Source organism: Nocardioides korecus (assembly GCF_054778395.1).
The window spans coordinates 1-20,112 of record NZ_BAAGZO010000018.1 but is presented as its reverse complement, the minus strand read 5'-3'; the positions used below and the strand labels follow the sequence as shown (position 1 = coordinate 20,112).

Below are 20,112 nucleotides of genomic sequence, written 5' to 3'. Positions count from 1 at the left end.
GCCCTTGCGGGCCACGGCCACGACATCGTCGCGGTACTCCTTGGGATAGGGCTTTGCCACGGGGACATCCTTCCAGCGAGGACAGATCCTCACCGCTCAGGTGTCAACCAAACTCGGGGCAGACCCACTGGTTCGCGGCCTCGGCTGTGAAGTCGCGTTCGACGAGGTCGTCGTGCACCGGCGGGCCAGGGGTCTTGCCGTTCCTGCCGCGCTTCTTGCCGAAAGCAGACCACCAGCCCAGCTCGGAGCAGAGCCTCCACGCAGTGCGCTCGGCCATCAGTTCGCCTGCCTCGCGGGCCTCGTCCACCAAGAACCGGTAGCCGAACTCGGGGTCGTCGCGATGGGCGTCGAACAGCGCGTTCGCGCGATAAGCCGCCACGCGCTCGGCGTCCGTGACCGGATGCGCCAGCCACCGGTAGTAGGGCTGGCGAGCGATCTTCAGCACCCGACACGTCACCGTGACGGGAAGCCCGTCGGCGGCCAGCTCGCGGACGAGCGGGTACATCATTTTCCCTGCAGATTCGCCTGGGACAGATAGGCAGCCGCGCGACGCAGGACCTCGTTCTCCTGCTCGAGCAGCTGATCCGCTTGTTCGCCTCGCGCAACGCCTCGGACTCATTCGCGGCACGGCCTGCGGGCGAGGGTCGAGCAGAGGTCCGGTCGTCGATCACGAGCCACCGCTTGAGGCACGATGCTGAGATCCCGAAGTCCTTCGCGACTTGGGCCATCGAGGCATCCGACTCCCGATAGACCCGGATCACGTCCTCGCGGAACTCCGTGGGGAACGGCTTGGGCACGACGCACATCCTTCTAGCGCCGACACACATCGACGCAGATCAGATGTCACCTATCCGTGCAGCAGACCCTAACGAGCCGCCTGTTCGTGCAACAATCCGGCGGCCCCTGATGGGACACGCACCCACGAACGCGGTCCCCCCCATCTCGTCGCAGTCAACCGCCACGCCGCCTTGCAGCATTCAGCACGTCTACGCCGGAGCTGCCTCTCACTAGCGCGCTCCTCCGGGTGCGGAGTTCTGGCGGAAACCCCTGACGCAGTCACACCTCTGGCTAGAGAGTCCAAGGACCCGCCCCGTGTGGGACGAGTCCTTGGAGCTGTCCGCGGCCGGGTTAGACGACGGCAGGCGCCCCCTGGTTGCGCGTGAGCCACTTAACTGCTGGGTAACCCGACAAGAGCCCTAGCACGATGCCGATCTGCATGAGGAACCAGAAGGATCCCTCGGTGGCGGCCGGCATGTACTCGTTGAAGTGCAGGAGGAGCATCCAGCCACCCATGCCAATGTCGAAGGCAAGGACGGTAAGGACTGAAGCCCCTGCGGCAGCGACGGAGGACCGGGTGTGGCCGGGGTGGGTGGAACCGCCGGTAGTGCGTTCGTAGAGGAAGAGGAACGCTGCAGCTAGGACGGCAATCGTCAGGATCATGACCCACAGGTTGATTCCGGCGATGGTGAGCCCGGACGCGATGACCAGTGGAACTCCAATGAGGTGACTGACAGCGGATGCGCCGCCGCCGGGTAGGCCCTGAATGGCTATGGGCTGGCTATCAGAAGGCAACCCCGTCGAGGAGCCGGTGGTCCGCCCGTAACGGTGGTAGAGAACCCCAGCGATGGGACCGAGGTAGAGCGCGGAGGTCACCCACACGAGTTCTGAGGCGACAGTGCGGTGGCGGTGTCGTCGTAGGTAGATGTCGTAGGCGAGGTACGTGGCGGTGATGATCGAGGCAGCGATGTAGGCCCAGGCGATGGGGGTGAGCCAGCCGGGTACGCGTGATTGCATGTTCATGTGTGCGATGTCCTTCAAAGGTGTTGACGGTGTGAGGGGCGAGTTGGCCGTCCGCTCGGCTGGCCGGCGTCCGGGGACCGGCTCATCACACGCGCAGCACGCACAGGTCTGTCAGTGTCAGAACGGTCCACCGTGGTGGCCGTTGTCGTTCGGTTTGGGCGAGCTGTGATCGTGCGCATTGCCGGGCGGTGAGTCCGAGGTAGGTGTCGCGTCGTCGACCCAGGAGCAACCCGAGGACAGAGACCACGGTGAGGACGATGACTGCACATGTAGCAGTGCTCTGGGTGGCGCAGACGCCGTCGCACATGCCGCCGAGAACGCTGGGGTCGCCGACAGCGCGCTCCTGGGTCCTGGTGGTGCTCACCGACGTGCCCTGGGGACTGGTCCCGGTCGTGGGGCCGACCATCGGTACGCCATTGGACGAGGTCATGTGGGAGTCAGCGGCGGCGCTTGCAGCGACGGAGAGAGTGCACAGCAGTGCTATCGCGAGCGCGAGGAACCCGCTGGCGACTGTCGTGGTGAGACGCCGGTGGGTGCGAGGCCTCACGGTTGCCGTAGGAGGTGGGTGAGGTCTGCGGCGTACTGCTGGGGGGTGGTGCCGCCGGTGTAGAGGACGGTTTCACCGTGGGGGCCGAAGACGTAGACAGACCCGCTGTGGGAGACCTGATCGTGTCCCGTCGCAGACTTCTTGCCGTCGTGGCTGTGGTGGTGGCCGTCGGCGTGTGCCGAAGGATCGGTCGGCGTCGGGGCGGGCGTGGGTGCGGTGGTGGAGCTGGCGTCGGCGTACAGCGACCGTTCGGCCTTGTTGACTAGCGTGGTGGGTCCTCGGAGCCCGGTCACATCGGTGCCGAACTGGTCGAGCCACCGTCGTAGCACGGTAGGGGTGTCACGGTTGGGGTCGACGGTGACGAAACGAATGTTGACCCGCTGGGCGAGGGCGTCGGGGAGGGTGCGTCGGGCGGTGGCGAGGTCGGCCATCGTGGTGGGGCAGACGTCGTCGCAGTGGGTGAACCCGAAGAACAGGACGGTTGCCTTGCGAGCGGGGAGGTCGGCGAGGTTGACCGGGTGGCCGTTGGTGTCTCGCAGGGTGACGGCGGCGACCTGGAGCGGCGGGTTGTCGACGCGGGTGCCGGTGAGCCCGTCAGTGTCCTTCTGCACGATGGCGGCCGACCCGGACTTCTGGTCGCTCTTAGTCGCGGTTGCGTTGCTGCAGCCGGTGAGGCCGCTGACCGTGAGGACAGCAGCGAGGGCGGCGGTCAGTAGTGAGCCTCGCGGGGTCAGGCGGTTCGTGTTCATAGTGGTGTCTGCCAGTTTGCTACGACGCCCTGCATTTGAGTGATGAGGGATGTCCAGATGCCGGTGACTTGCAGGACGCCGACGGTGATCAACAGGATCCCCCCGATTTGCATGACGCGCTGGGCGTGGCGTCGAGCGAACGCAAACACTCGGAAGGCGCGCTGGACCCCGAAGGCAGCGAGCAGGAACGGGATACCCAATCCGACGCTGTAGGCGAAGGAGAGCAGGGCTCCGCGTCCAGCTCCGCCGGTGCTGACTGAGAGGGCGAGGACTGCGGCGAGGGTGGGGCCGATGCAGGGGGTCCAGCCGATCCCGAACAGGATCCCGAGGAGCGGTGCGCTGGCCACGCCGACGCGGGGTTTCATGTTGAGCCGGAATGAGCGATTGAGGAACGGGATACGTCCCAGTACTCCGGTGAACATGAGACCGAGCACGATGGTGAGTGCGCCGAGGACCTTGGTGATGGGTTCCTGGTAGGTGATCAGGACTGCACCGGCGGCACCGAACGCTGCGCCGTAGCTGGTGAAGACGGCTGCGAACCCGAGTACGAAGAGCAGGGTTCCGGTGACAGTGCGGCTCGGTCGTCGGAGCCTGCGGCGAACGCCGAGGCCGGCCGACTGCGCTGTCGTGGCTGCATCGGTGCTGGCCGAACCTGTACTTGGAATGGTGCCCGTTCGTGTTTGCTGGGCGTCGGCTCCGGCTGTCCCGGTGACGTAGGCGAGGTAACCCGGCACGAGCGGTAGGCAGCACGGGCTGAGGAATGACACCAGCCCAGCTGCCATGGCGACGGGGACCGCCAGCAGGAGCGGGCCGTAGGTGACAACGCTTCCGGGGTCGGCTGCCTCGATCATCGGCTACCTGCCGCGATCACGTCGTTCAGGACACCACTGAGCGTCGTGTAGGTGACGGGGCCGATCACCCGAGCGGCTACGTTGCCCTTGGCGTCAATGACGACGCTGCTGGGAATGACGGAGGTCGGGATGGTGCCGCGCAGCGGCAGGAGCGATGCGCCGCTCTCATCGAAGATGCTGGGATAGAGGACGTTGAACTTGCGAGCGAACGCTTGCCCGGAGCCGAGGTTGTCGCGTGTATCGACTCCCAGGAACGCAACCCCTCTGGCAGCGTCCTGTCGGGCGAGGCGGACCAGGTCCGGTGTCTCAGCGCGACACGGGCCGCACCACGACCCCCACACGTTGACGACCACGATCTTCCCGGCGAAGTCGCGCAGGCTCACGCGCTCGCCACCGAGGGTGGTTCCAGTCAAGTTGGGAACCTTGACCCGCTGGGCCGGTGGGTACGTGACCAGCCCCGGCTTGGACTGGTCGACCGCAGGAGACGGCGCTGCGGCGGCATCGGGGCTCGAGTCACCCCAAGTCCGGGCCGCGAAGACAGCGGCAACAAGACCGACACTGATCACCACGACCACCGCGGCAGTGCGTCTTGTTGGGCGCCGAGAGCGGGAGGGCGGGTTCGACGAGGCGTGGGTATCGTTGCTCATCCGAGTCGCACCTCGATCTGCTGATCGGGGCGCAACCGAAGCCCGTTCAGGTCCCCCCTGACCGGCACTCCGTTGCTGGTTGCGGTGACCTTCTCACCCGGGTTCGCGCGGACGGTGCCGAGGCGGGTAGGCGATAGCGGCACTCCCCATTCGGTGAAGACTTGCCCGAGGGTGAAGACCTCGCCCTCCGTTGCGGCCTCGATGTGGATCGTGCCGTCACCTTCGTGGGTGTGCACTGCCGACATCGCCCCGGTGGTGGGGTCGACCCCGATGTTTGGTGCGACCGGGACCTCGGCGCCTCGGACAAAGATGCGCAACCGTGGGTGGTAGTGCTCAGCCATGCCCATCGGGGCGAGGTCTAGTCCCGCCGCGGCCACACGGTCCGGCACGTCGGTGGGTGTGGGCCAGGGCAGCTGCCCAGAGGACCCGGCTGAGGCGACCTCCGAGCTCGGGGGGGGCGATGCGGTGGCACTTGGGTTGGCTCCGCACCCGGTGAGGGTGACAGCGGCGATCGTCGCGGCAACGGTGGCAACGGTTCTGTTCATGTGCAGGCTCCTGAGGGCGCATCTGTGTCCGGGCATGCGGGGGTAGCGGACCCGATGAGAGAGATCCGCTAGCGACTCAGCAGCGTTGAACAGAGAGCGCAGTCAGGGACGGCGGGTCAGATCCGCGACCTGACGGGCGCGGCACGGCTACCAGACGCGGTGCGCTCGACAAAGCCATCAGGCCAGGGCAACGGTTCAGCAAGAAAAAGAAACCCGTCATCCCGATGAGGAGAATGGTGACGCACAGGCCAGCCATGCTCATCCCCATGTCGCTGTCACCCCCACTAACCCCCTCAGCACTGGTGAGGACAGTGCGTCCAACACCGGCGGCGTGGGCGAGGCCGTCGGCGGCGTTCGCGAGGGTTTGACCTAATGCGGGCACAGATGCTGGCGTCGTCGGGGAAGACATCGAGAGGCTCATCGACATGTCCATGCCGGTAGCACTCGCACTTCCCGAACAGGCAAGCCCGTGGGTACCGAGCACGCCCATGAGTACCAAGACGAGCCCCGTCAGCCGCAACAGCTTGCGGACCTGGATCGGACCTTGGGACGACGTCATAACGAAGAGAGTCTATCGATGGCTCGGTTGACGGTTTCGGCTCCCCCCGTCTCACCGGTTGTTGACATCGCCTGAACGCGAATATCAGTACGCAGCACAGAGACGACGTAGAGACGGGTCGGTTGCGTCGCATCGACCGCCGCCGGTTCCCGTGGTTGGTACCGACGCCTCAGAACGTCGCCCTCTTCAGAGTCGTTGGGTGCGAAGCCGCAGCGCGTTCGTGATCACCGACACCGACGACGGGGCCATCGCAGCGGCGGCAATGATGGGTGAAAGAAGCTATCCGAAGACCGGGTAGAGAACCCCGGCGGCGATGGGGATGCCTACGGCGCTGTAGATGAACGCGAACACGAGGCTCTGACAGATGTTCGACATGGTCGCTCGGGACAGTTGTCGTGCCTTCACGATGCCGGTCAGGTCACCTTTGAGCAGGGTCCCTGAGCCGAAATTGGCCGCGGGCACGACCGTGCTCGACTTCGCTTCTGGTTCGCCTGCTGCCTTGAGAGTGTTCCCGCCAAACATCGACGCCATCATGAGGAACATCATCAAAGGGCGAGCGAGCACGAGCAGCTAGTAGGCGGGCATACCTGCCAGCACCTCGATCCCGGTCACAACGGCCCCGAATGCGAGGGTCCTGTTGGTGAACATGGGTCGGTTGCCCGCCCTTGCTCAGAGCCCAGACTCCATCGCTGTGCACGCGACAGCCCCGCAGTCGTGGTGACTACGAAAGCCCTGCCGGGAGCCCCAGGGGCCGGGAGGGCCGACCGATGCACGCCCATTCTTGGGTGCAGCGGTCGGCCCTCAAGGGGGTCAGGAGCCGAGCATCTTCTTCATCTGGGCGATCTCGGTTGTCTGAGCCTTCTCAATGTTCTTGGCGAGTGCCATCGCATCGGCGTTCTTGCCCTTCGACTGTTCAGTCTTTGCCATCTCGATGGCCCCGGTGTGGTGGGCGACCATCATGGTCAAGAACATCTTGTCAAAGGCGGCACCGGTGGCCTTGTCGAGGCCATTCATGTCGGAGCCGCTCATCATCCCCGGCATGCCGCCCATCGAGCCGGACGCCTTGGACTTCCCCCAGTCCTTGAGCCAGCCCTGCATGGTGGAGATTTCAGGGCCTTGAGCGGCCTCGATCTTCTCGGCCAACTTCTTCACCTCAGGTGACGAGGCGTGCGCCTTCGCCATCTTCGCCATCGCGACGGCCTGCTGGTGGTGGGGGATCATGGACTGGGCAAACGTCACGTCGGCGTTGCTGAAGTCGCCCCCGCCGTTCCCGCTGCTACTGCCGCTTCCGCAGGCAGTGAGGGCGAGTGCCGCCACCACGGCAAGGGCGATGGCGCCGAAAAGTCGCTTCATGTGGGTCTCCTGTAACGGTCTGTCGAAAAAAAGGGGGGTGTGCTGGGGGCGCGGGCGAGCCACGGAACCGCCAGGTCGTGATGAGAGCGGGTCCGCGCTGGCGTGCCTCAGCAGCGTTGAATCGACAGGGCGTACAGGTTTGGCGGGGCTGGCTCGCGCCCGGCTGTGACCGGTGCCCGGACGGGGCGGGCAGTCAGGAACAGGAGCGGGCGCAGCCGCTGGGCTTGCAAAGCCACGATCAGCGCGATGGCTGTGAGCAGCAGGACGGCCAGGCACATTGCGGTGACGCTCATGTCCATCCCGGTGCTTGCACCAGGGTTGTGCGAGACCACCGCGTCGAGGACCGGCGAAACGGTCGCCACCGTGGCGTGAGCCAGATCAACGGCGGTGGATGCCGTACCGGTCATCACCGAGGACATTGAGGACACCGAGGACACCGTGGTCGCGGGCGTATGGGCGCTGTCCATCTGCTCGGTGCCGTGGTCAGAGAGCCCGTGCATCCCGAACAACCCAGCAAGGGTCAGGAGCAGCGCACCGAGCCACAGCGCGCGACGCGCTGCGGTCCGGTTATCGGGTCGACTGCTCACCCTTTGAGTGTAGGTAGTTGTCCTGACCAGTGCCTGACCCCTCCGCCCTAGGGTGGCGGCATGACTGTGGAGGACTTCGACTCCGGACCCGGACGTGACCTCGGCCCACTCATCCACGCCCCCCGTCGCAACGGCGGCACCCTCGCCTTCGCCCGGTAGGTCCCGGTACCGGATTCCATGACCTTGAACCTGCACCTCCCAGACGACGAAGAGCAGGCGGCAAGGTCCCGGCCGCCATTTGTCAGTGGCTGACTCGACATGGACCAGACCGCCTGCACGGCTGCGACGACACCTCGACATTTCCCGGGCACGGATCCACGACTGCGACCCAGCTACCGGCCGGCGGCGGCCGCAAGCACTCGGCGAACGCTCGAGACCATTAAGTCGAATGTCCGTCTTGGAAAACGAGGTCTTCGGTTCGCCACGTGACATCCGTCATGTAACGATGTGCGAATGCGCGCATACGAAGGGCCGGGGAGGGCCAGTCTCCCTGACGAGGAGCAGGTCGACCTAGCGGTCGAGGTGTTCCGAATGCTCGCTGACGCGACCCGGATCAAACTGCTGTGGACCCTGAGTGAGGGTGAGGCTCCGGTGAGTGATCTGACCGAGACCCTTGGTAAGCCCCAGGCGTTGGTGTCGCAGCATCTGGCAAAACTGCGGATGGCCCGCCTGGTGACCACGCGCCGGGCAGGGAGTCACGTGTTCTACAGGTTGGCGAACAGCCACGTTAGCCAACTGGTTGCTGACGCCATCCACAACGCTGAGCACGCCGGACCGGGCGTCCCAGCCCACCATCAGCCCTCGACTGACACTGCCTCCAGAAAGCAGCCCCGATGACCCAGCCGACCAGCCCCGAACACGACCAACACGGGCAAGGCCACCAGCACGGGCGCGGCCACCAGCACGGCCACGGTGCACATGGCCATGACCACGACCACGCAGGTGGTCTCGGAGGTGTCCTCGCGGGCATCCTCAAGCCGCACAGCCACGACGCCGCTGACTCCGTCGACAGTGCCCTCGAAGCTAGCGTCGACGGCATCCGAGCGGTCAAGATCAGCCTCGTCGCGCTCGGCATCACGGCTGTGGCCCAAGCGCTCCTTGTCATTCTGACTGGCTCGGTCGCGCTTCTTGCCGACACCATTCACAACTTTTCCGACGCCCTCACTGCCGTCCCGCTCTGGATCGCGTTCATCCTCGGCAGGCGGCAGGCCAATGCCCGCTACACCTACGGGTATGGACGGGCCGAGGACCTTGCCGGGATCTTCATCGTCCTGATGATTACCGCCTCCGCCGTCGTCGCTGGGTGGGAGTCGGTGCGACGCCTCGCAGACCCCTCCCCGCTCACGCATCCCTGGATCGTCATCGCAGCAGGGGTTATCGGGTTCCTTGGCAACGAACTGGTCGCTTCCTACCGGATCCGGGTCGGACGCCGCATCGGGTCCGCCGCACTGGTCGCCGATGGGATCCACGCCCGCACCGACGGGTTCACATCACTCGCCGTCGTCGCCGGAGCCATCGGAGTCATGGCCGGGTTCCCCCTCGCAGACCCGATTATCGGGCTCCTCATCACCCTTGCCATCCTCGCCGTCCTGCGCGGTGCAGCCACCGACATCTACCGCCGCCTCATGGACGCCGTCGACCCGGCTCTCACCGCCGACGCCACCAGCATCCTGCGACACACCCCCGGCGTAATCGATACCGAACACGTTCGGTTGCGGTGGATCGGACACAAGATCACCGCAGAAGCGGGTGTCGTCGTCGACCCGCACCTCGACCTCATAGCGGCCCACACCATCTCCACCGACGCTCACCACCGGCTACTGCACGAGATCCCGAAACTGGCTGCCGTAACAATCCACGTCAGCCCCCGAGCCGAGCCCGGGGTGGATCACCATCAGGTCCTGGAAGGCCACGAAGACGCTGTCCTCTGACTTACCTGCCACGACCGGTCCCGAAGGCGGCGTCAAACGCTCAAGTTCGTACGCTTGAATCATGTCCGTCGTCTTGCATTCGCTGATCACCTGCCCGTCATGCGGAGCGGAGGCGGACGAGACCATGCCGGAGAACGCCTGCGTTTACTTCTACACGTGCGACGGTTGTCAGCTACGGCTGAAGCCCAAACCGGGCGACTGTTGTGTGTTCTGTACCTACGGCACCGTCCCCTGCCCTCCGCGACAGGCCCAGAGAGGCAAGGATGATGACGACGCACACCGCTGTTAGGGACGCCTCTGGTGGTCGCGAGCAGTGTTGGTGCTGTGATGCGGCGGAGGTCCCCGCCCGGATCATTCGTCTGGGTAACCACCCTGAGGTCGCCCTGTGCCTGGGCTGCGCGCGGTGGGCAGCCCAGCGAGCGGGTCGCATCGAGGACGAGGGCCGCAAAGGCCTAGGTGTCCGGGTTCGTGGCGTCGCCCGCACCGCCCGAGACACCGTAGTGTCCAGGGGTTGGCACCGGCACCGACTCTTTGGTGGCCCGCTTCGCCGCCTACGACGATGGTTCCCGTAGTGACCCGAGCCAGGCTGCTAGGACCAGGCCACCTTGAGATCAGAGCCGTCGGGTGGTGACCTGTCCAACGCCCACGAACACCAGCGCCGAGGCCTGGTTAGGTCGGATCGGACCCGCCGATCCCGAAAGACGGGAGGAGACCATGAAGTTCGCCAGTCCGGCGGTCGTACTGCGACAGTCCCCAGCTCGGACCGCCCCGGTCGGCGACGGTCCAGAGCGGCCTGGGCCGGCACGGCCGGCACAATCTCCGACACCAACACCCGGTGCACCACGACGAGCAGACTGGTCCCAGGGCCCACGCGTGGAGACCGAAAGACGCGAACGTCATCAACTGCCCCACCCCCACCAGGCTGGCGCACCAGCCCTGGCAGGACGACGTCGCCAGCACGGCGCGGGTCATTTGCGCCATGGCGTGGTGCTGCAGCGACTTGGACACCGCGAACCCGGCCGCCGCGAGCACACCGATCCACACCACGACCCCCACGCTGAGGCGTCGCACGTGAAGCCACCGCGAAGGCATCCGCGTAAGCCGTAAACGTCGGCGAGGTTCCCGACGTCCACCTCGTCGGGGGCAGCCACCCGCTGGTTACCGCCACCTCGAGATCGGGCGGATGTACGCGGACACCGCTTGGCACACGCCCAGGCGACCGGGCCAAGGAAGGCTGCGCTGGAAACCACGACGATTCGCCCGGGTTGGAGCAGACCGACGACGGCTGGGTCACCGCTAGCAGCTGAGGCACCGGCTCGACCGGGTCGTCGTGTCTCATGGGGGCGGCGACGAGGTCGTAGGCCTTTCCCGGGCGGCCTTCGAAAGGGCCCGGGACCCCGACCTCGGCGGCCCGTTCGGCCGCCGAGATCTGGTCACCGAGGAGGGGTACCGGGGCGGTCCTAGGTCATGGGCCGCGAGCCTAGGCAGGTTCCTCGACGTAGATCGAGGAGCCCAGCTCCAGGAACTGCGTGGACTTCTCCTCCATGCCTTCGGCCACGTAGTCGCGGACGTCCTGGCTGATCCGCATGGAGCAGAACTTCGGCCCGCACATGGAGCAGAAGTGGGCGGTCTTGCTCGCCTCGGCCGGCAGCGTCTCGTCGTGGAAGGACTCCGCCGTGTGCGGGTCCAGCGACAACGCGAACTGGTCGTGCCAGCGGAACTCGAATCGCGCCTTCGACAGTGCGTCGTCCCAGTCACGCGCACCCGGGTGACCCTTCGCAATGTCCGCGGCATGGGCGGAAAGCTTGTAGGTAATCACGCCGGTCTTGACGTCGTCACGGTTCGGCAGACCCAGGTGCTCCTTGGGAGTGACGTAGCAGAGCATCGCGGTGCCGTGCATGGCGATCGCGGCCGCGCCGATCGCCGAGGTGATGTGGTCGTAGCCCGGAGCGATGTCAGTGGCCAGCGGGCCGAGGGTGTAGAACGGTGCCCCGTGGCACCAGTCCTGCTGGAGCACGACATTCTCCTCCACCAGGTTCAGCGGCACGTGCCCGGGGCCCTCGACCATCACCTGGACGTCGTGCTCCCAGGCCCGCTGGGTGAGCTCGGCCAACGTGCGCAGCTCAGAGAGCTGGGCCTCGTCGTTCGCGTCCGCGGTGCACCCGGGCCGCAGACCGTCACCGAGCGAGAACGAGACGTCGTAGCGCGCGAAGATCTCGCAGAGCTCGTCGAAGTGGGTGTACAGGAAGTTCTCCTCGTGGTGGGCCAGGCACCAGCCGGCCATGATCGCGCCGCCACGCGAGACGATCCCGGTGATCCGCTGGGCGGTGAGCGGCACGTAACGAAGCAGTACGCCGGCGTGCACGGTCATGTAGTCGACGCCCTGCTCGCACTGCTCGATCACAGTGTCGCGGTAGATCTCCCACGTCATCTTCGAGGCGTCACCGTCGACCTTCTCCAGAGCCTGGTAGATCGGAACGGTCCCGATCGGGACCGGGGAGTTGCGCACGATCCACTCCCGGGTGGTGTGGATGTCGTCGCCGGTGGAGAGGTCCATCACGGTGTCGGCACCCCAGGTCACCGCCCAGGTCATCTTGTCGACCTCTTCGGCGATCGAGCTGGTCACCGCGGAGTTGCCGATGTTGGCGTTGACCTTCACCAGGAAGCGCTTGCCGATGATCATCGGCTCGGCCTCGGGGTGGTTGACGTTCGCCGGAATGATCGCGCGTCCGGCCGCGACCTCACTGCGGACTAGTTCGACGTCCATCCCCTCGCGGATCGCGACGTACTCCATCTCCGGGGTGACCACACCTCGGCGCGCGTAGTGCATCTGGGTGACAGTGCGGCCCGGCTGCGAACGGCGCGGTCGTGCCCGGTGTCCTCGCCACTGCTCTCGCGCCTCACCGCGACGCACGGCCGCCTTGCCGTTGTCGAGCAGCTGCCCCTCGCGGCCGTCGTACTCCTCAGTGTCGCCCCGCTCCACGACCCAGGCACTGCGCAGCGCAGGCAGCCCGACCTCGGGATCGCTGCCCGGACCGGCGGTGGCGTAGCGGTCGAAGGTCTCGCCGTTGGTGAGCGCGACCCTGGTGAACGGCACAGCGAGGTCGTCGCGCGATCCGTTGCGGTGGACGGTGCTGTGCGAGGGGTGGATATGCATCAGTTCTCCTTGTAGGGGTGGGTGAAAACGTGGGCGACCAGACCGCGACCGCGGTCGAGCACCCAGGGAACAGAGACGGTGAGCGCCTCGGCCACGAAGGCGTGCGCGTGCCGGACAGCAGCCACAAGGGCAGAGCCGCGGGCGAGGTGGACGGCGAGGGCCGCGCTGTAGATGCAACCGGTGCCATCGTCGCTGGTCGTCTCGACTGCTGCTGGCTCGAGCAGGATGGCCATCACTACCCCAGCTCTGACATCAGCGCGGAGACGACGGCGGCCGGGTCGTGGGCCCGCATCACGGCACCCATCACCGCGACGCCGTGCGCCCCGGCCGAGCGCATGTGGGCCGCTGCTTCGGCCGAGACGCCGCCGAGCGCCAGCACCGGCAGGCCGTCGGCGGCCCCGACGGCACGGCGTACTCCCCTGGCTCCGAGCGCCGGACCGTAGCCCGGCTTGGATGCCGTGGACGCGACCGGCGAGATCGTCACGTAGGTCGCGCCCTCCTCGGCGGCCCGCGCGACCTCGGCTTCGTCGTGGCAGGAGTGGCCGTACGGTAGCCCCGAGTGTGCCGGGGCGGCCTGGTGGGCAGCGAGATGCAGACCGGACACGCCGGGCAGCATGGTGCGCGCCGAGATGACCTGCATGTGAGCCCCCAGCGCGTCCGCGAGGGCGGCGCGCGCCGGCTCGCCCAGGTCGAGCTCACGCAGCACGACGGTCGTTGCACCGGCCGCCGCGCACGAGGCGACTGTCTCGACCAGGCAACGTCCCGGCAGCAGCTGCCCGCGGTTGGTGAGTACCAGCAGCCTCGGCACCCTCACCGCCCCACCCGCCCACGCATCGGGCTCGACGCCCGCGCCATCTCCCGGCGCGGGATTCGCCCTGCTCGGCGGGCGAGCTGACCCGACTCGACGGCCAGGCTCATCGCGCGCGCCATCGCGACCGGGTCCTCGGCGCGGGTGACCGCCGTCGCCACGAGCACCGCGTCGCAGCCGAGCTCCATCGCGTGCGCCGCCTCGCTGGCGGTGCCGATCCCCGCGTCCAGGACGACCGGAACGTCCACCGCCGCCCGCACCGCCTCGATCGTGTACGGGTCAGCGATCCCGCGCCCCGAGCCGATCGGGGAACCCAGCGGCATCACCGCGGCGCAGCCCACCTCGACCAGCCGGCGAGCAACGACAGGATCTCCGGTCGTGTATGGCAGCACCGTGAAGCCGCGCGCCACCAACGTCTCCGCGGCCTCCAGGAGCTCGATGACATCGGGCAGCAGGCTGAGCTCGTCACCGATCACCTCGAGCTTGACCCAGTCGGTCTCGAGCGCCTCCCGGGCGAGCTCGGCGGTCAACACCGCTTCCTGGGCACTGAGGCAGCCAGCGGTGTTGGGCAGCACCCGGACGTCGAGCGCGCGCAGGGTGGCGAGCAGGCTGCCCTTCCCGGTGTCGGAGACACGCCGGACCGAGACCGTCACCAGACCGGGGCGCCCTTCGGCGACCACACGGCGCACGGTGTCCAGACTGCTCAGCCCACCAGTGCCCAGCCACAACGGGGCCAGCCGTACGCCCGCAACCTCCAGCATCTCCACGCCGCTCACCCACCCTGGCGGGCGGTGACGACCTCAACCCGGTCGCCCTCACCCAATGGGGTGGCCGGCCACTCGGCCGCGCGCACGACGCTGCCGTTCAGGGCGACGGCCACGCCGCGAGGGTCGGGGGCCACCCTCTCCATCAACCCAGCCAGCGCGATGCCATCGGGCAGCTCGCGCTGTCGTCCGTTCACGCTCAGGCGCATGATTCCTCGTTCCGGTTGGGGTCGCTTGCTCATTCCGTGTCACTCTCGAAGCGGTGGGGGTCAAAGGGCTGCGCCGCCGGCGGCACCTCGAGGCCATCGACGTAAGAACGCACTGTCGCCGCGGTGATCGGGGCCAATAGCACGCCGCCCCGGTGATGTCCACCGGCGAGCAGCAGCCGCGCGCCCCCTATGCCTGACACCGGTCCGATCAGCGGACCGTTGTCAGGGCTGCCGGGCCGGTCCCGAGCAACCACCTCCACGACTTCGGCGGTGGCAAGGCCGGGCACCAGGGCACGGGCGGTCTCGAGCAGCCGAACCACCCCATCGAGGGTCGGTAACGGGTCGCCGTCGCCAGCTGGGTGCTCCTCCTCGGTCGCACCGATCAGAAGCTCGCCGTGCGCGCGAGGTACGACGTAGACACGCTCCCTGTGAACGCGCGCTCGCAGCACCCGGACCGGCGCCTGTCGACACCGCACCCTGACCACCTCGCCCCGCACCGGGCGCACGTGGGGAATCCCGGTCGCGCCGGTGGCGAGCACGACCACATCCGCACGCAGATGGGAGCCGTCGTCCAGGAGCACGCCGTCCGACTCCGGTGTCGCTCGCGCACGAACCACCCGGTCACCCAGCACCGCGAGCAGCGCGTCGGTCACCCGCCGTGGGTTGACGTGACAGTCCTCGGGCAGCAGCGCCCCGCCGACGACGCGTCCCGAGAGCGCGGGCTCAGCCGCTCGTAGGGTGCGCCGGTCGAGCTCCTCCACACGTACCCCGCTGGCGTTCAACAGTTGGGAGGCACGGTGCACCTCGGCGAGGTCGTCGCGGTCGGCGGCCACGAGCATGGTGCCAGTCGAGCGCAGGTCAAGGTGCTGCCCCGACCGTTCCGCCAGCGAGGCCGCGAAGGCCGGCCACCTCTCCAGCGAGTCGACCCCCAACCGCAGTAGGGCCTCCTCGCCGAACCACGCCTCGCCGCCGGGCGCGAGCATCCCCGCGGCGGCGTACGTCGAACCGCCGCCGGGTCTCGGGTCGCAGACGGTCACGTCGTGCCCGGCCCGGACCAGCTCGTCGGCGCAGGCCAGCCCGATCACCCCGCCACCCACGACCACAACCCGGAGCCCAGGCGTCACCGGGCTCACGACGTGGGCACGAGCTCGGCGATCTCCCGGGCCGCGCTGGGCGGGTCAGGGTCCGGCCAGACGAGGGCGCCTAGGGCGGCTACCACGGCACCAAAAGTCCGGACGCCGCGCATCAGGGTGGCGACCATCCCCCCGAATGCGGGCGTCAGGATCTCGTACGCAGATCCGGCGAGCACGTCACGGGGGTCCTCCATGAGCACCCGCGTCCGTCGTAGCCAACGTTCCGCGAGCGACCCCCGAACCCCTGCGACGACCACGAGGTCGGTCGTCGGTGATGCGCGGACCTGCACCGCGTCGACCCGCTGAAGGTCATCGAGGCCGCAGTCGGCGACAGCAGACAGATGCGTCCTCGCGTCCCGGTCGTCTACGTCGAAATCGGTGACCAGGGGAAATGCTGACAACACGTCGATCTCACTTCCTTCGCCGGCATGATCCGGAGCAGGTTCGACGGTCGGGGCTGCATCAGCCCCATCTCAGCCCGATGCATCGGGCTCCCGTGTGGATGTACGAGATATTAGCACTGGACTGGTCGGTGCTGATGGCAGGTCTCCTCTACGGTTTTCACGTGCCGGGTGTGATTCGGGCCCTCACGGCCCATCGCGGATAGGAATTTGAGCTATCACCGCGAAGGCACAGCGACGAGCTGCACGAGCGGCCGACGTACGGCGCCCGTGCCACGTGGTGAGGCGGCCACGACGGGCCCGTCGGCGCGGATCTGCGCCAAGCGTGGAGCACACCGGTCAGCGTCGCACGCCGAGCCGAGGCAGCCGAGACCGTTGGCGATGTCCGGCCTGGTTCCACGACCAGCGACGCCCCTCAGCCGGCCCACCCTCAGGCGAGGTCCCCGCACTACGTTGCATGAGCACCGTCTCTGAGCAGGCCTGGGCGTCTTCGCAGCCAAGCTCGGCCTGCACACTGAGAAACACCTAGCCCTTTCCGGCCCCGTGCTCGCTCCAGCACGTGACGAGGGGTCGCGTCGCACGACAGGTTCATGCGGTCGGACCATGTCTCCTGTCCTGCAGTGGGTGATCACCTGGTCCTGCGGTGCGTGATCACCTGCCCCGTCGTGCCTGTCCGAGGCGGAGATGACCATGCCCGAGAACGCCTGCTTGTTCTTCTACACACGCGAGCAATGCCATCCACGGTTGAAGCCACAACACGGTGACTGTCGTGGGTTCCGTTCCTGCGGCGCGATCTCCCGCCATCCGCAACAGGCCCAGTCACAGGACAAGGGCCAGAAAGCGCGTGCTGTCGCTGAGGGCCAGGCCAGGTCATCGATCAGGGGTGCTGCGACGCACCCGGCGCCGCCGCTCCACCTCATTCACCCCAGCCAAGATTTGAGCCCGCCCGCTCAGTCCCTGCGCCGCAGCTGGCTCCCTCGCTTAGTGCACGCACCCGTGCAAGGTCCACTAACGGCCGACGCCCTGACATGCGTCACCACTGCCCGGCTCGGTGCGAGCGAACCCCAAGTAACTCGAAACCCGACATAGCGCTACCTTTTGCGCAAAAATCGATACCGGTGGCCCCCGAGCCGGCCGATCTAGACCCCCACGCGCACCCCCTCCCGCGCGTGGGGGTCGCCCTCGGGGAACACCTGACCAAGGCTGTGCCTGCAGGCGTCGCAGGTGAACACCAAGCAGTGGGACCTTGGACAACTCGTCATCTTCGGCCGCGTCTAAGCGGCGAACACCGCCGTCACACGTCGTCTGGGCCCGTGGCGGATCCCGTTCCCGGCACGCCAATTTGTCCAAGGACGACCCGACCTCAGACAATCGGGCCAGCCGGCCGACGCCGGCCAAGCGTTCCTGCGTGTATCGGGCGCGCTGACCTGAGTGACCTCTCGCTGCGTGCAACCAACGTCCCAAGAAACGTCCGCACCACGACGATTCCGGTTCAGCGCGGGGCCACAGTCACCACCTGGTCACGTCCTCGCCCGGACGCAGCGACGATCGAGTTGTGCGGACCGCTCCCAGCCACCCAGAACGGTGATGGTGAAGACGTGGGATGACAGTCCCTGTTGCCGACCCATCTCGCATGGACGGATCACACCCCTGGTCGGCAGGGATCTCGAGGTGTACCCGCGACCGCCCCCACACGAACTGCGCCATGTCCTGACGCAGCGTGACGCCGTTGACAAAGCACTCAGACCCGGAGGGACGACCACTTCGCCGGGCATGTCGTTGCTGGTCATCGGCACCTTGCTCTTGGTTGCTGGCAGCGACGCTCCGACACGCACTACCGCCGTGTGCGCGGGCCAGCGCCCTGGCTCAAATGCCATACGCTAGACGGACTTCCTTGACCGAGGCCCCGGTCTGACCCCCCACCTTCGACGTCTGGCGGGCACAAGCCTGAGGCACGACGGCGGGTCGTGGAGCACAGCCTCAAGTTGCATGTGAAGTCTCTCAAACTTTGGGAGGGCCCCCTTGACTGTGCCGACGGCGAATCCGGAGTTCAAGTTCAAAAAGCGACCAGACTCCAAGACCCAAGGCGAGATCTGGGGCTAATGTGATTCATGAGGTTTGAGATGTCTTCGACGGCACATGCTAACGATGTTCTGGCCGCGCTGCAGGAGGAGGGACTCCCCTACGCGCACCGCGTTTTGCCGCGATCCGCCGCAACAATCACTACCTTGTGCATCCACGCACGAAACGACGAAGACGCCGTTCGAACGTTGCGAATCGTGCGTTCCCAAGATCCCTCAGCGCAAGCAATCCTGTGAGCTCCCAAACTCCAGCGAACCGCGTCAGCGTGCTTCCCGCGGTGCGGCGCCGCGCCAACCCGAGCGACACATCAAAACTGGACTCTTCCGGCCCGATGGTCAGACCCACTTCGATTACTCGCCAAGATTCGGCACATCGATGCCGCGGAACTTGGCGGCGGTCTCGGTCCGGGACGGAAGTGACCTGGGACCAGGGTGTGCTCCAGCGCCACCCGTTCCCGCGCTGCGTCTTCCCAGGCTGGCGCCCTCGCGCATCGAGCGCCACCGACACGGTTGGTCTCTCCCAGGCGGCAGCAGACCAGACTCCCGAGCTCGTTATCCATGGGACGCAGCGTGACATTCAAAACGCCGTGACCGTGCCTCGCCTAACCCGACCGGACAGACGCCCGCGGCAAGCCCAGCGACGCGTCCCACCTGACCGTGCTCACTACCCCGGATGACTCCTAGGAATGACCGGTTCGGCACCGTAACCTCACCCAAGGCCTGCCCGACAGACATCTGCTAGATGGCGGCTTAGTGGTCGCCCACGCTGATCCGTGCGGCGGGGCGCGGGCGACCACGACCAACGGCCATCGGTAGCCCTAGATCAAGCGCTCAGTTTCCGCCGCCGGGTCGCCGGTGCAGGGACTCCACATTCCACTGTCTCAGTTACCTGAGCGGTCGCCCCAGCGGTTGTCGACGGTCCGGGTCGCGGTCCTACTCGACGTCGACCTCCCGTTGCACGCGGTTTTGGGGCACGTACTCGAGAGGGTCCGGACCAAACCGCGGCGAGCGGTGTGGCCGGGAGAGCGGCGCGTGCCCACAGTGACGAGGTCCGGCCACCCCCGGTGATCACTTGGGCGTGGCACCATCCGCAGACGGCGGGAAGCGGCGCCGGCTGGCAGTCCCTGCCCGGCGCGCGACGCCAGCAGGCGCAACGTCGTCTGCAGCGCGCTGAACTCGGTGTCGTCCAATCCCAGCAGGTCCTTCATGTCGCAATGGATGCTGGAGGCGTGGGCGCGCATCGCCTCACCCTCGGCCGTAGGTGCGACCTCGACGAAGCGTTCGTCCTTGGGCGCGCCGCCTTCGTGACCAGGCCCGCGCCCTGCACCGCTGGAGCAACGGGGTCAGCGTGCCGTGGTCCAACCGGAACTCACCGGCCACCCCCTGACCTTGGACGTGCCCCCTTCCCACAGCACGATGAGCACCAAGTACTGCGGGTAGGTGACGCGGTCCCTCCCTGCGGGACCTCTCCCGGCGTCTCGACCTGCAGCTGGCGGCACTGGCCCAGGTCCTGCTCGACGTGCTTCGCACGATCACCCCGACCATTGGTCCTGCCGCCGGATTTCGACCGACCCCCCCACCTCCGGCCCGCACTTCAGGCCTCGACCACGACCACCGCGTCCGTGGGCGCGATGTCCAGATTAGTCCACCTCCGCGCACGCACTGACGCCCTGACCCACCACGCGGACGTTCCTACCCAGGTTGAAGTCCTGTTAGTGGACCCGGGTCAGGACGAGCACCGGAGTCGGAGACATCTCCAATCCGCCGAGCTGTGCGTGACGAACCCCACACGTCACGTTAAGCAGGACCAGAGGCCGTTGGTTGACCCGGTCCCGCTATTCGCCCCCTGAGAGGAACAACCCCATGCGCAAGGCACTTCGCACCCTCGTCCCGCTGGCGGCAGCCGCCGTCCCGTTCGCCTTCATGGTGTCCCCGGCCTCCGCCGCCGGCAACGACACCTACCAGGCGACGCTGAACCCCCTGAACGGCT

General features: G+C 67.1%; 21 protein-coding genes and 1 riboswitch. Of the genes, 4 read left to right on the top strand and 17 right to left on the bottom strand.

Translation table 11 applies throughout. The annotated features are described in order from the left end of the window. Positions 1-103 precede the first annotated feature (103 nt). The 10 genes from ACYVDA_RS20445 to ACYVDA_RS20400 form a co-directional block, all read right to left on the bottom strand. Complete coding sequence (locus ACYVDA_RS20445; protein WP_460820385.1) at positions 104-505, bottom strand: hypothetical protein; 402 nt, start codon at positions 503-505, stop codon at positions 104-106. A 623-nt stretch (positions 506-1,128) separates the two neighbouring features. Beyond that, positions 1,129-1,818, bottom strand: coding sequence for a DUF4396 domain-containing protein (locus ACYVDA_RS20440; protein ID WP_460820384.1), 690 nt, complete (start codon positions 1,816-1,818; stop codon positions 1,129-1,131). A gap of 525 nt (positions 1,819-2,343) precedes the next feature. Further along, on the bottom strand, positions 2,344-3,096 hold the full coding sequence (locus ACYVDA_RS20435) for an SCO family protein (protein ID WP_460820383.1): 753 nt from the start codon (positions 3,094-3,096) through the stop codon (positions 2,344-2,346). Next, entirely contained in the window at positions 3,093-3,947 is an 855-nt protein-coding gene (locus tag ACYVDA_RS20430; protein WP_460820382.1) for a cytochrome c biogenesis CcdA family protein, read from the bottom strand. Before ACYVDA_RS20430 ends, ACYVDA_RS20435 begins: the two co-directional genes overlap by 4 nt. Then, the gene (locus ACYVDA_RS20425; RefSeq protein ID WP_460820381.1) at positions 3,944-4,522 is read right to left on the bottom strand and encodes a TlpA family protein disulfide reductase; all 579 of its coding nucleotides are present in this window, start codon (positions 4,520-4,522) and stop codon (positions 3,944-3,946) included. Before ACYVDA_RS20425 ends, ACYVDA_RS20430 begins: the two co-directional genes overlap by 4 nt. A 68-nt stretch (positions 4,523-4,590) precedes the next feature. Next, the gene (locus ACYVDA_RS20420; protein ID WP_460820380.1) at positions 4,591-4,935 is read right to left on the bottom strand and encodes a hypothetical protein; all 345 of its coding nucleotides are present in this window, start codon (positions 4,933-4,935) and stop codon (positions 4,591-4,593) included. A 280-nt stretch (positions 4,936-5,215) separates the two neighbouring features. After that, entirely contained in the window at positions 5,216-5,698 is a 483-nt protein-coding gene (locus ACYVDA_RS20415) for a hypothetical protein (RefSeq protein ID WP_460820379.1), read from the bottom strand. A gap of 279 nt (positions 5,699-5,977) precedes the next feature. Beyond that, positions 5,978-6,232 (bottom strand): hypothetical protein, encoded by a 255-nt coding sequence (locus ACYVDA_RS20410; protein WP_460820378.1) that lies wholly within the window; start codon positions 6,230-6,232, stop codon positions 5,978-5,980. A gap of 276 nt (positions 6,233-6,508) precedes the next feature. Beyond that, a complete protein-coding gene (locus ACYVDA_RS20405) occupies positions 6,509-7,051 on the bottom strand; it encodes a DUF305 domain-containing protein (RefSeq protein WP_460820377.1) in 543 nt (180 codons plus the stop codon). Positions 7,052-7,158: 107 nt separating this feature from the next. After that, positions 7,159-7,638 (bottom strand): DUF6153 family protein, encoded by a 480-nt coding sequence (locus tag ACYVDA_RS20400; RefSeq protein ID WP_460820376.1) that lies wholly within the window; start codon positions 7,636-7,638, stop codon positions 7,159-7,161. A gap of 453 nt (positions 7,639-8,091) precedes the next feature. Here ACYVDA_RS20400 and ACYVDA_RS20395 point away from each other — a divergent pair, with 453 nt between their 5' ends. The 3 genes from ACYVDA_RS20395 to ACYVDA_RS20385 all read left to right on the top strand — a co-directional run bounded on the left by ACYVDA_RS20395 (position 8,092) and on the right by ACYVDA_RS20385 (position 9,858). Further along, positions 8,092-8,475: an ArsR/SmtB family transcription factor gene (locus ACYVDA_RS20395; protein WP_460820374.1), complete on the top strand. Its 384-nt coding sequence runs from the start codon at positions 8,092-8,094 to the stop codon at positions 8,473-8,475. Then, positions 8,472-9,569, top strand: a complete 1,098-nt coding sequence (locus tag ACYVDA_RS20390; protein ID WP_460820373.1) for a cation diffusion facilitator family transporter — start codon at positions 8,472-8,474, stop codon at positions 9,567-9,569. Before ACYVDA_RS20395 ends, ACYVDA_RS20390 begins: the two co-directional genes overlap by 4 nt. A gap of 61 nt (positions 9,570-9,630) precedes the next feature. After that, on the top strand, positions 9,631-9,858 hold the full coding sequence (locus tag ACYVDA_RS20385; protein ID WP_460820372.1) for a GDCCVxC domain-containing (seleno)protein: 228 nt from the start codon (positions 9,631-9,633) through the stop codon (positions 9,856-9,858). Between the two features lie 1,191 nt (positions 9,859-11,049). On the opposite strand, the gene thiC is transcribed toward ACYVDA_RS20385, so the two are convergent. The 7 genes from thiC to ACYVDA_RS20350 are packed head-to-tail and all read right to left on the bottom strand — an operon-like array spanning position 11,050 to position 15,834. Next, positions 11,050-12,726 (bottom strand): phosphomethylpyrimidine synthase ThiC, encoded by a 1,677-nt coding sequence (gene thiC, locus ACYVDA_RS20380; protein WP_460820371.1) that lies wholly within the window; start codon positions 12,724-12,726, stop codon positions 11,050-11,052. Then, entirely contained in the window at positions 12,726-12,959 is a 234-nt protein-coding gene (locus ACYVDA_RS20375) for a bifunctional hydroxymethylpyrimidine kinase/phosphomethylpyrimidine kinase (protein WP_460820370.1), read from the bottom strand. The genes thiC and ACYVDA_RS20375 overlap by 1 nt, the downstream gene beginning before the upstream one ends. A 2-nt stretch (positions 12,960-12,961) precedes the next feature. Next, positions 12,962-13,540: a thiamine phosphate synthase gene (locus tag ACYVDA_RS20370; RefSeq protein ID WP_460820369.1), complete on the bottom strand. Its 579-nt coding sequence runs from the start codon at positions 13,538-13,540 to the stop codon at positions 12,962-12,964. Next, the gene (locus tag ACYVDA_RS20365; RefSeq protein WP_460820387.1) at positions 13,537-14,295 is read right to left on the bottom strand and encodes a thiazole synthase; all 759 of its coding nucleotides are present in this window, start codon (positions 14,293-14,295) and stop codon (positions 13,537-13,539) included. The genes ACYVDA_RS20370 and ACYVDA_RS20365 overlap by 4 nt, the downstream gene beginning before the upstream one ends. Before the next feature lie 11 nt (positions 14,296-14,306). Further along, positions 14,307-14,540 carry a sulfur carrier protein ThiS gene (gene thiS / locus ACYVDA_RS20360; RefSeq protein WP_460820367.1) on the bottom strand — a complete coding sequence of 78 codons (234 nt, stop codon included), beginning with the start codon at positions 14,538-14,540 and terminating at the stop codon, positions 14,307-14,309. Further along, positions 14,537-15,604 (bottom strand): glycine oxidase ThiO, encoded by a 1,068-nt coding sequence (thiO, locus tag ACYVDA_RS20355; RefSeq protein WP_460820366.1) that lies wholly within the window; start codon positions 15,602-15,604, stop codon positions 14,537-14,539. The genes thiS and thiO overlap by 4 nt, the downstream gene beginning before the upstream one ends. 32 nt (positions 15,605-15,636) lie before the next feature. Beyond that, positions 15,637-15,834, bottom strand: a complete 198-nt coding sequence (locus ACYVDA_RS20350) for a hypothetical protein (protein WP_460820365.1) — start codon at positions 15,832-15,834, stop codon at positions 15,637-15,639. A gap of 204 nt (positions 15,835-16,038) precedes the next feature. Continuing rightward, positions 16,039-16,148: riboswitch (TPP riboswitch) on the bottom strand. Positions 16,149-16,710: 562 nt separating this feature from the next. On the opposite strand from ACYVDA_RS20350, the gene ACYVDA_RS20345 reads away from it, so the two are divergent. Further along, the gene (locus tag ACYVDA_RS20345; protein ID WP_460820386.1) at positions 16,711-17,130 is read left to right on the top strand and encodes a hypothetical protein; all 420 of its coding nucleotides are present in this window, start codon (positions 16,711-16,713) and stop codon (positions 17,128-17,130) included. Positions 17,131-20,112: the final 2,982 nt, after the last annotated feature.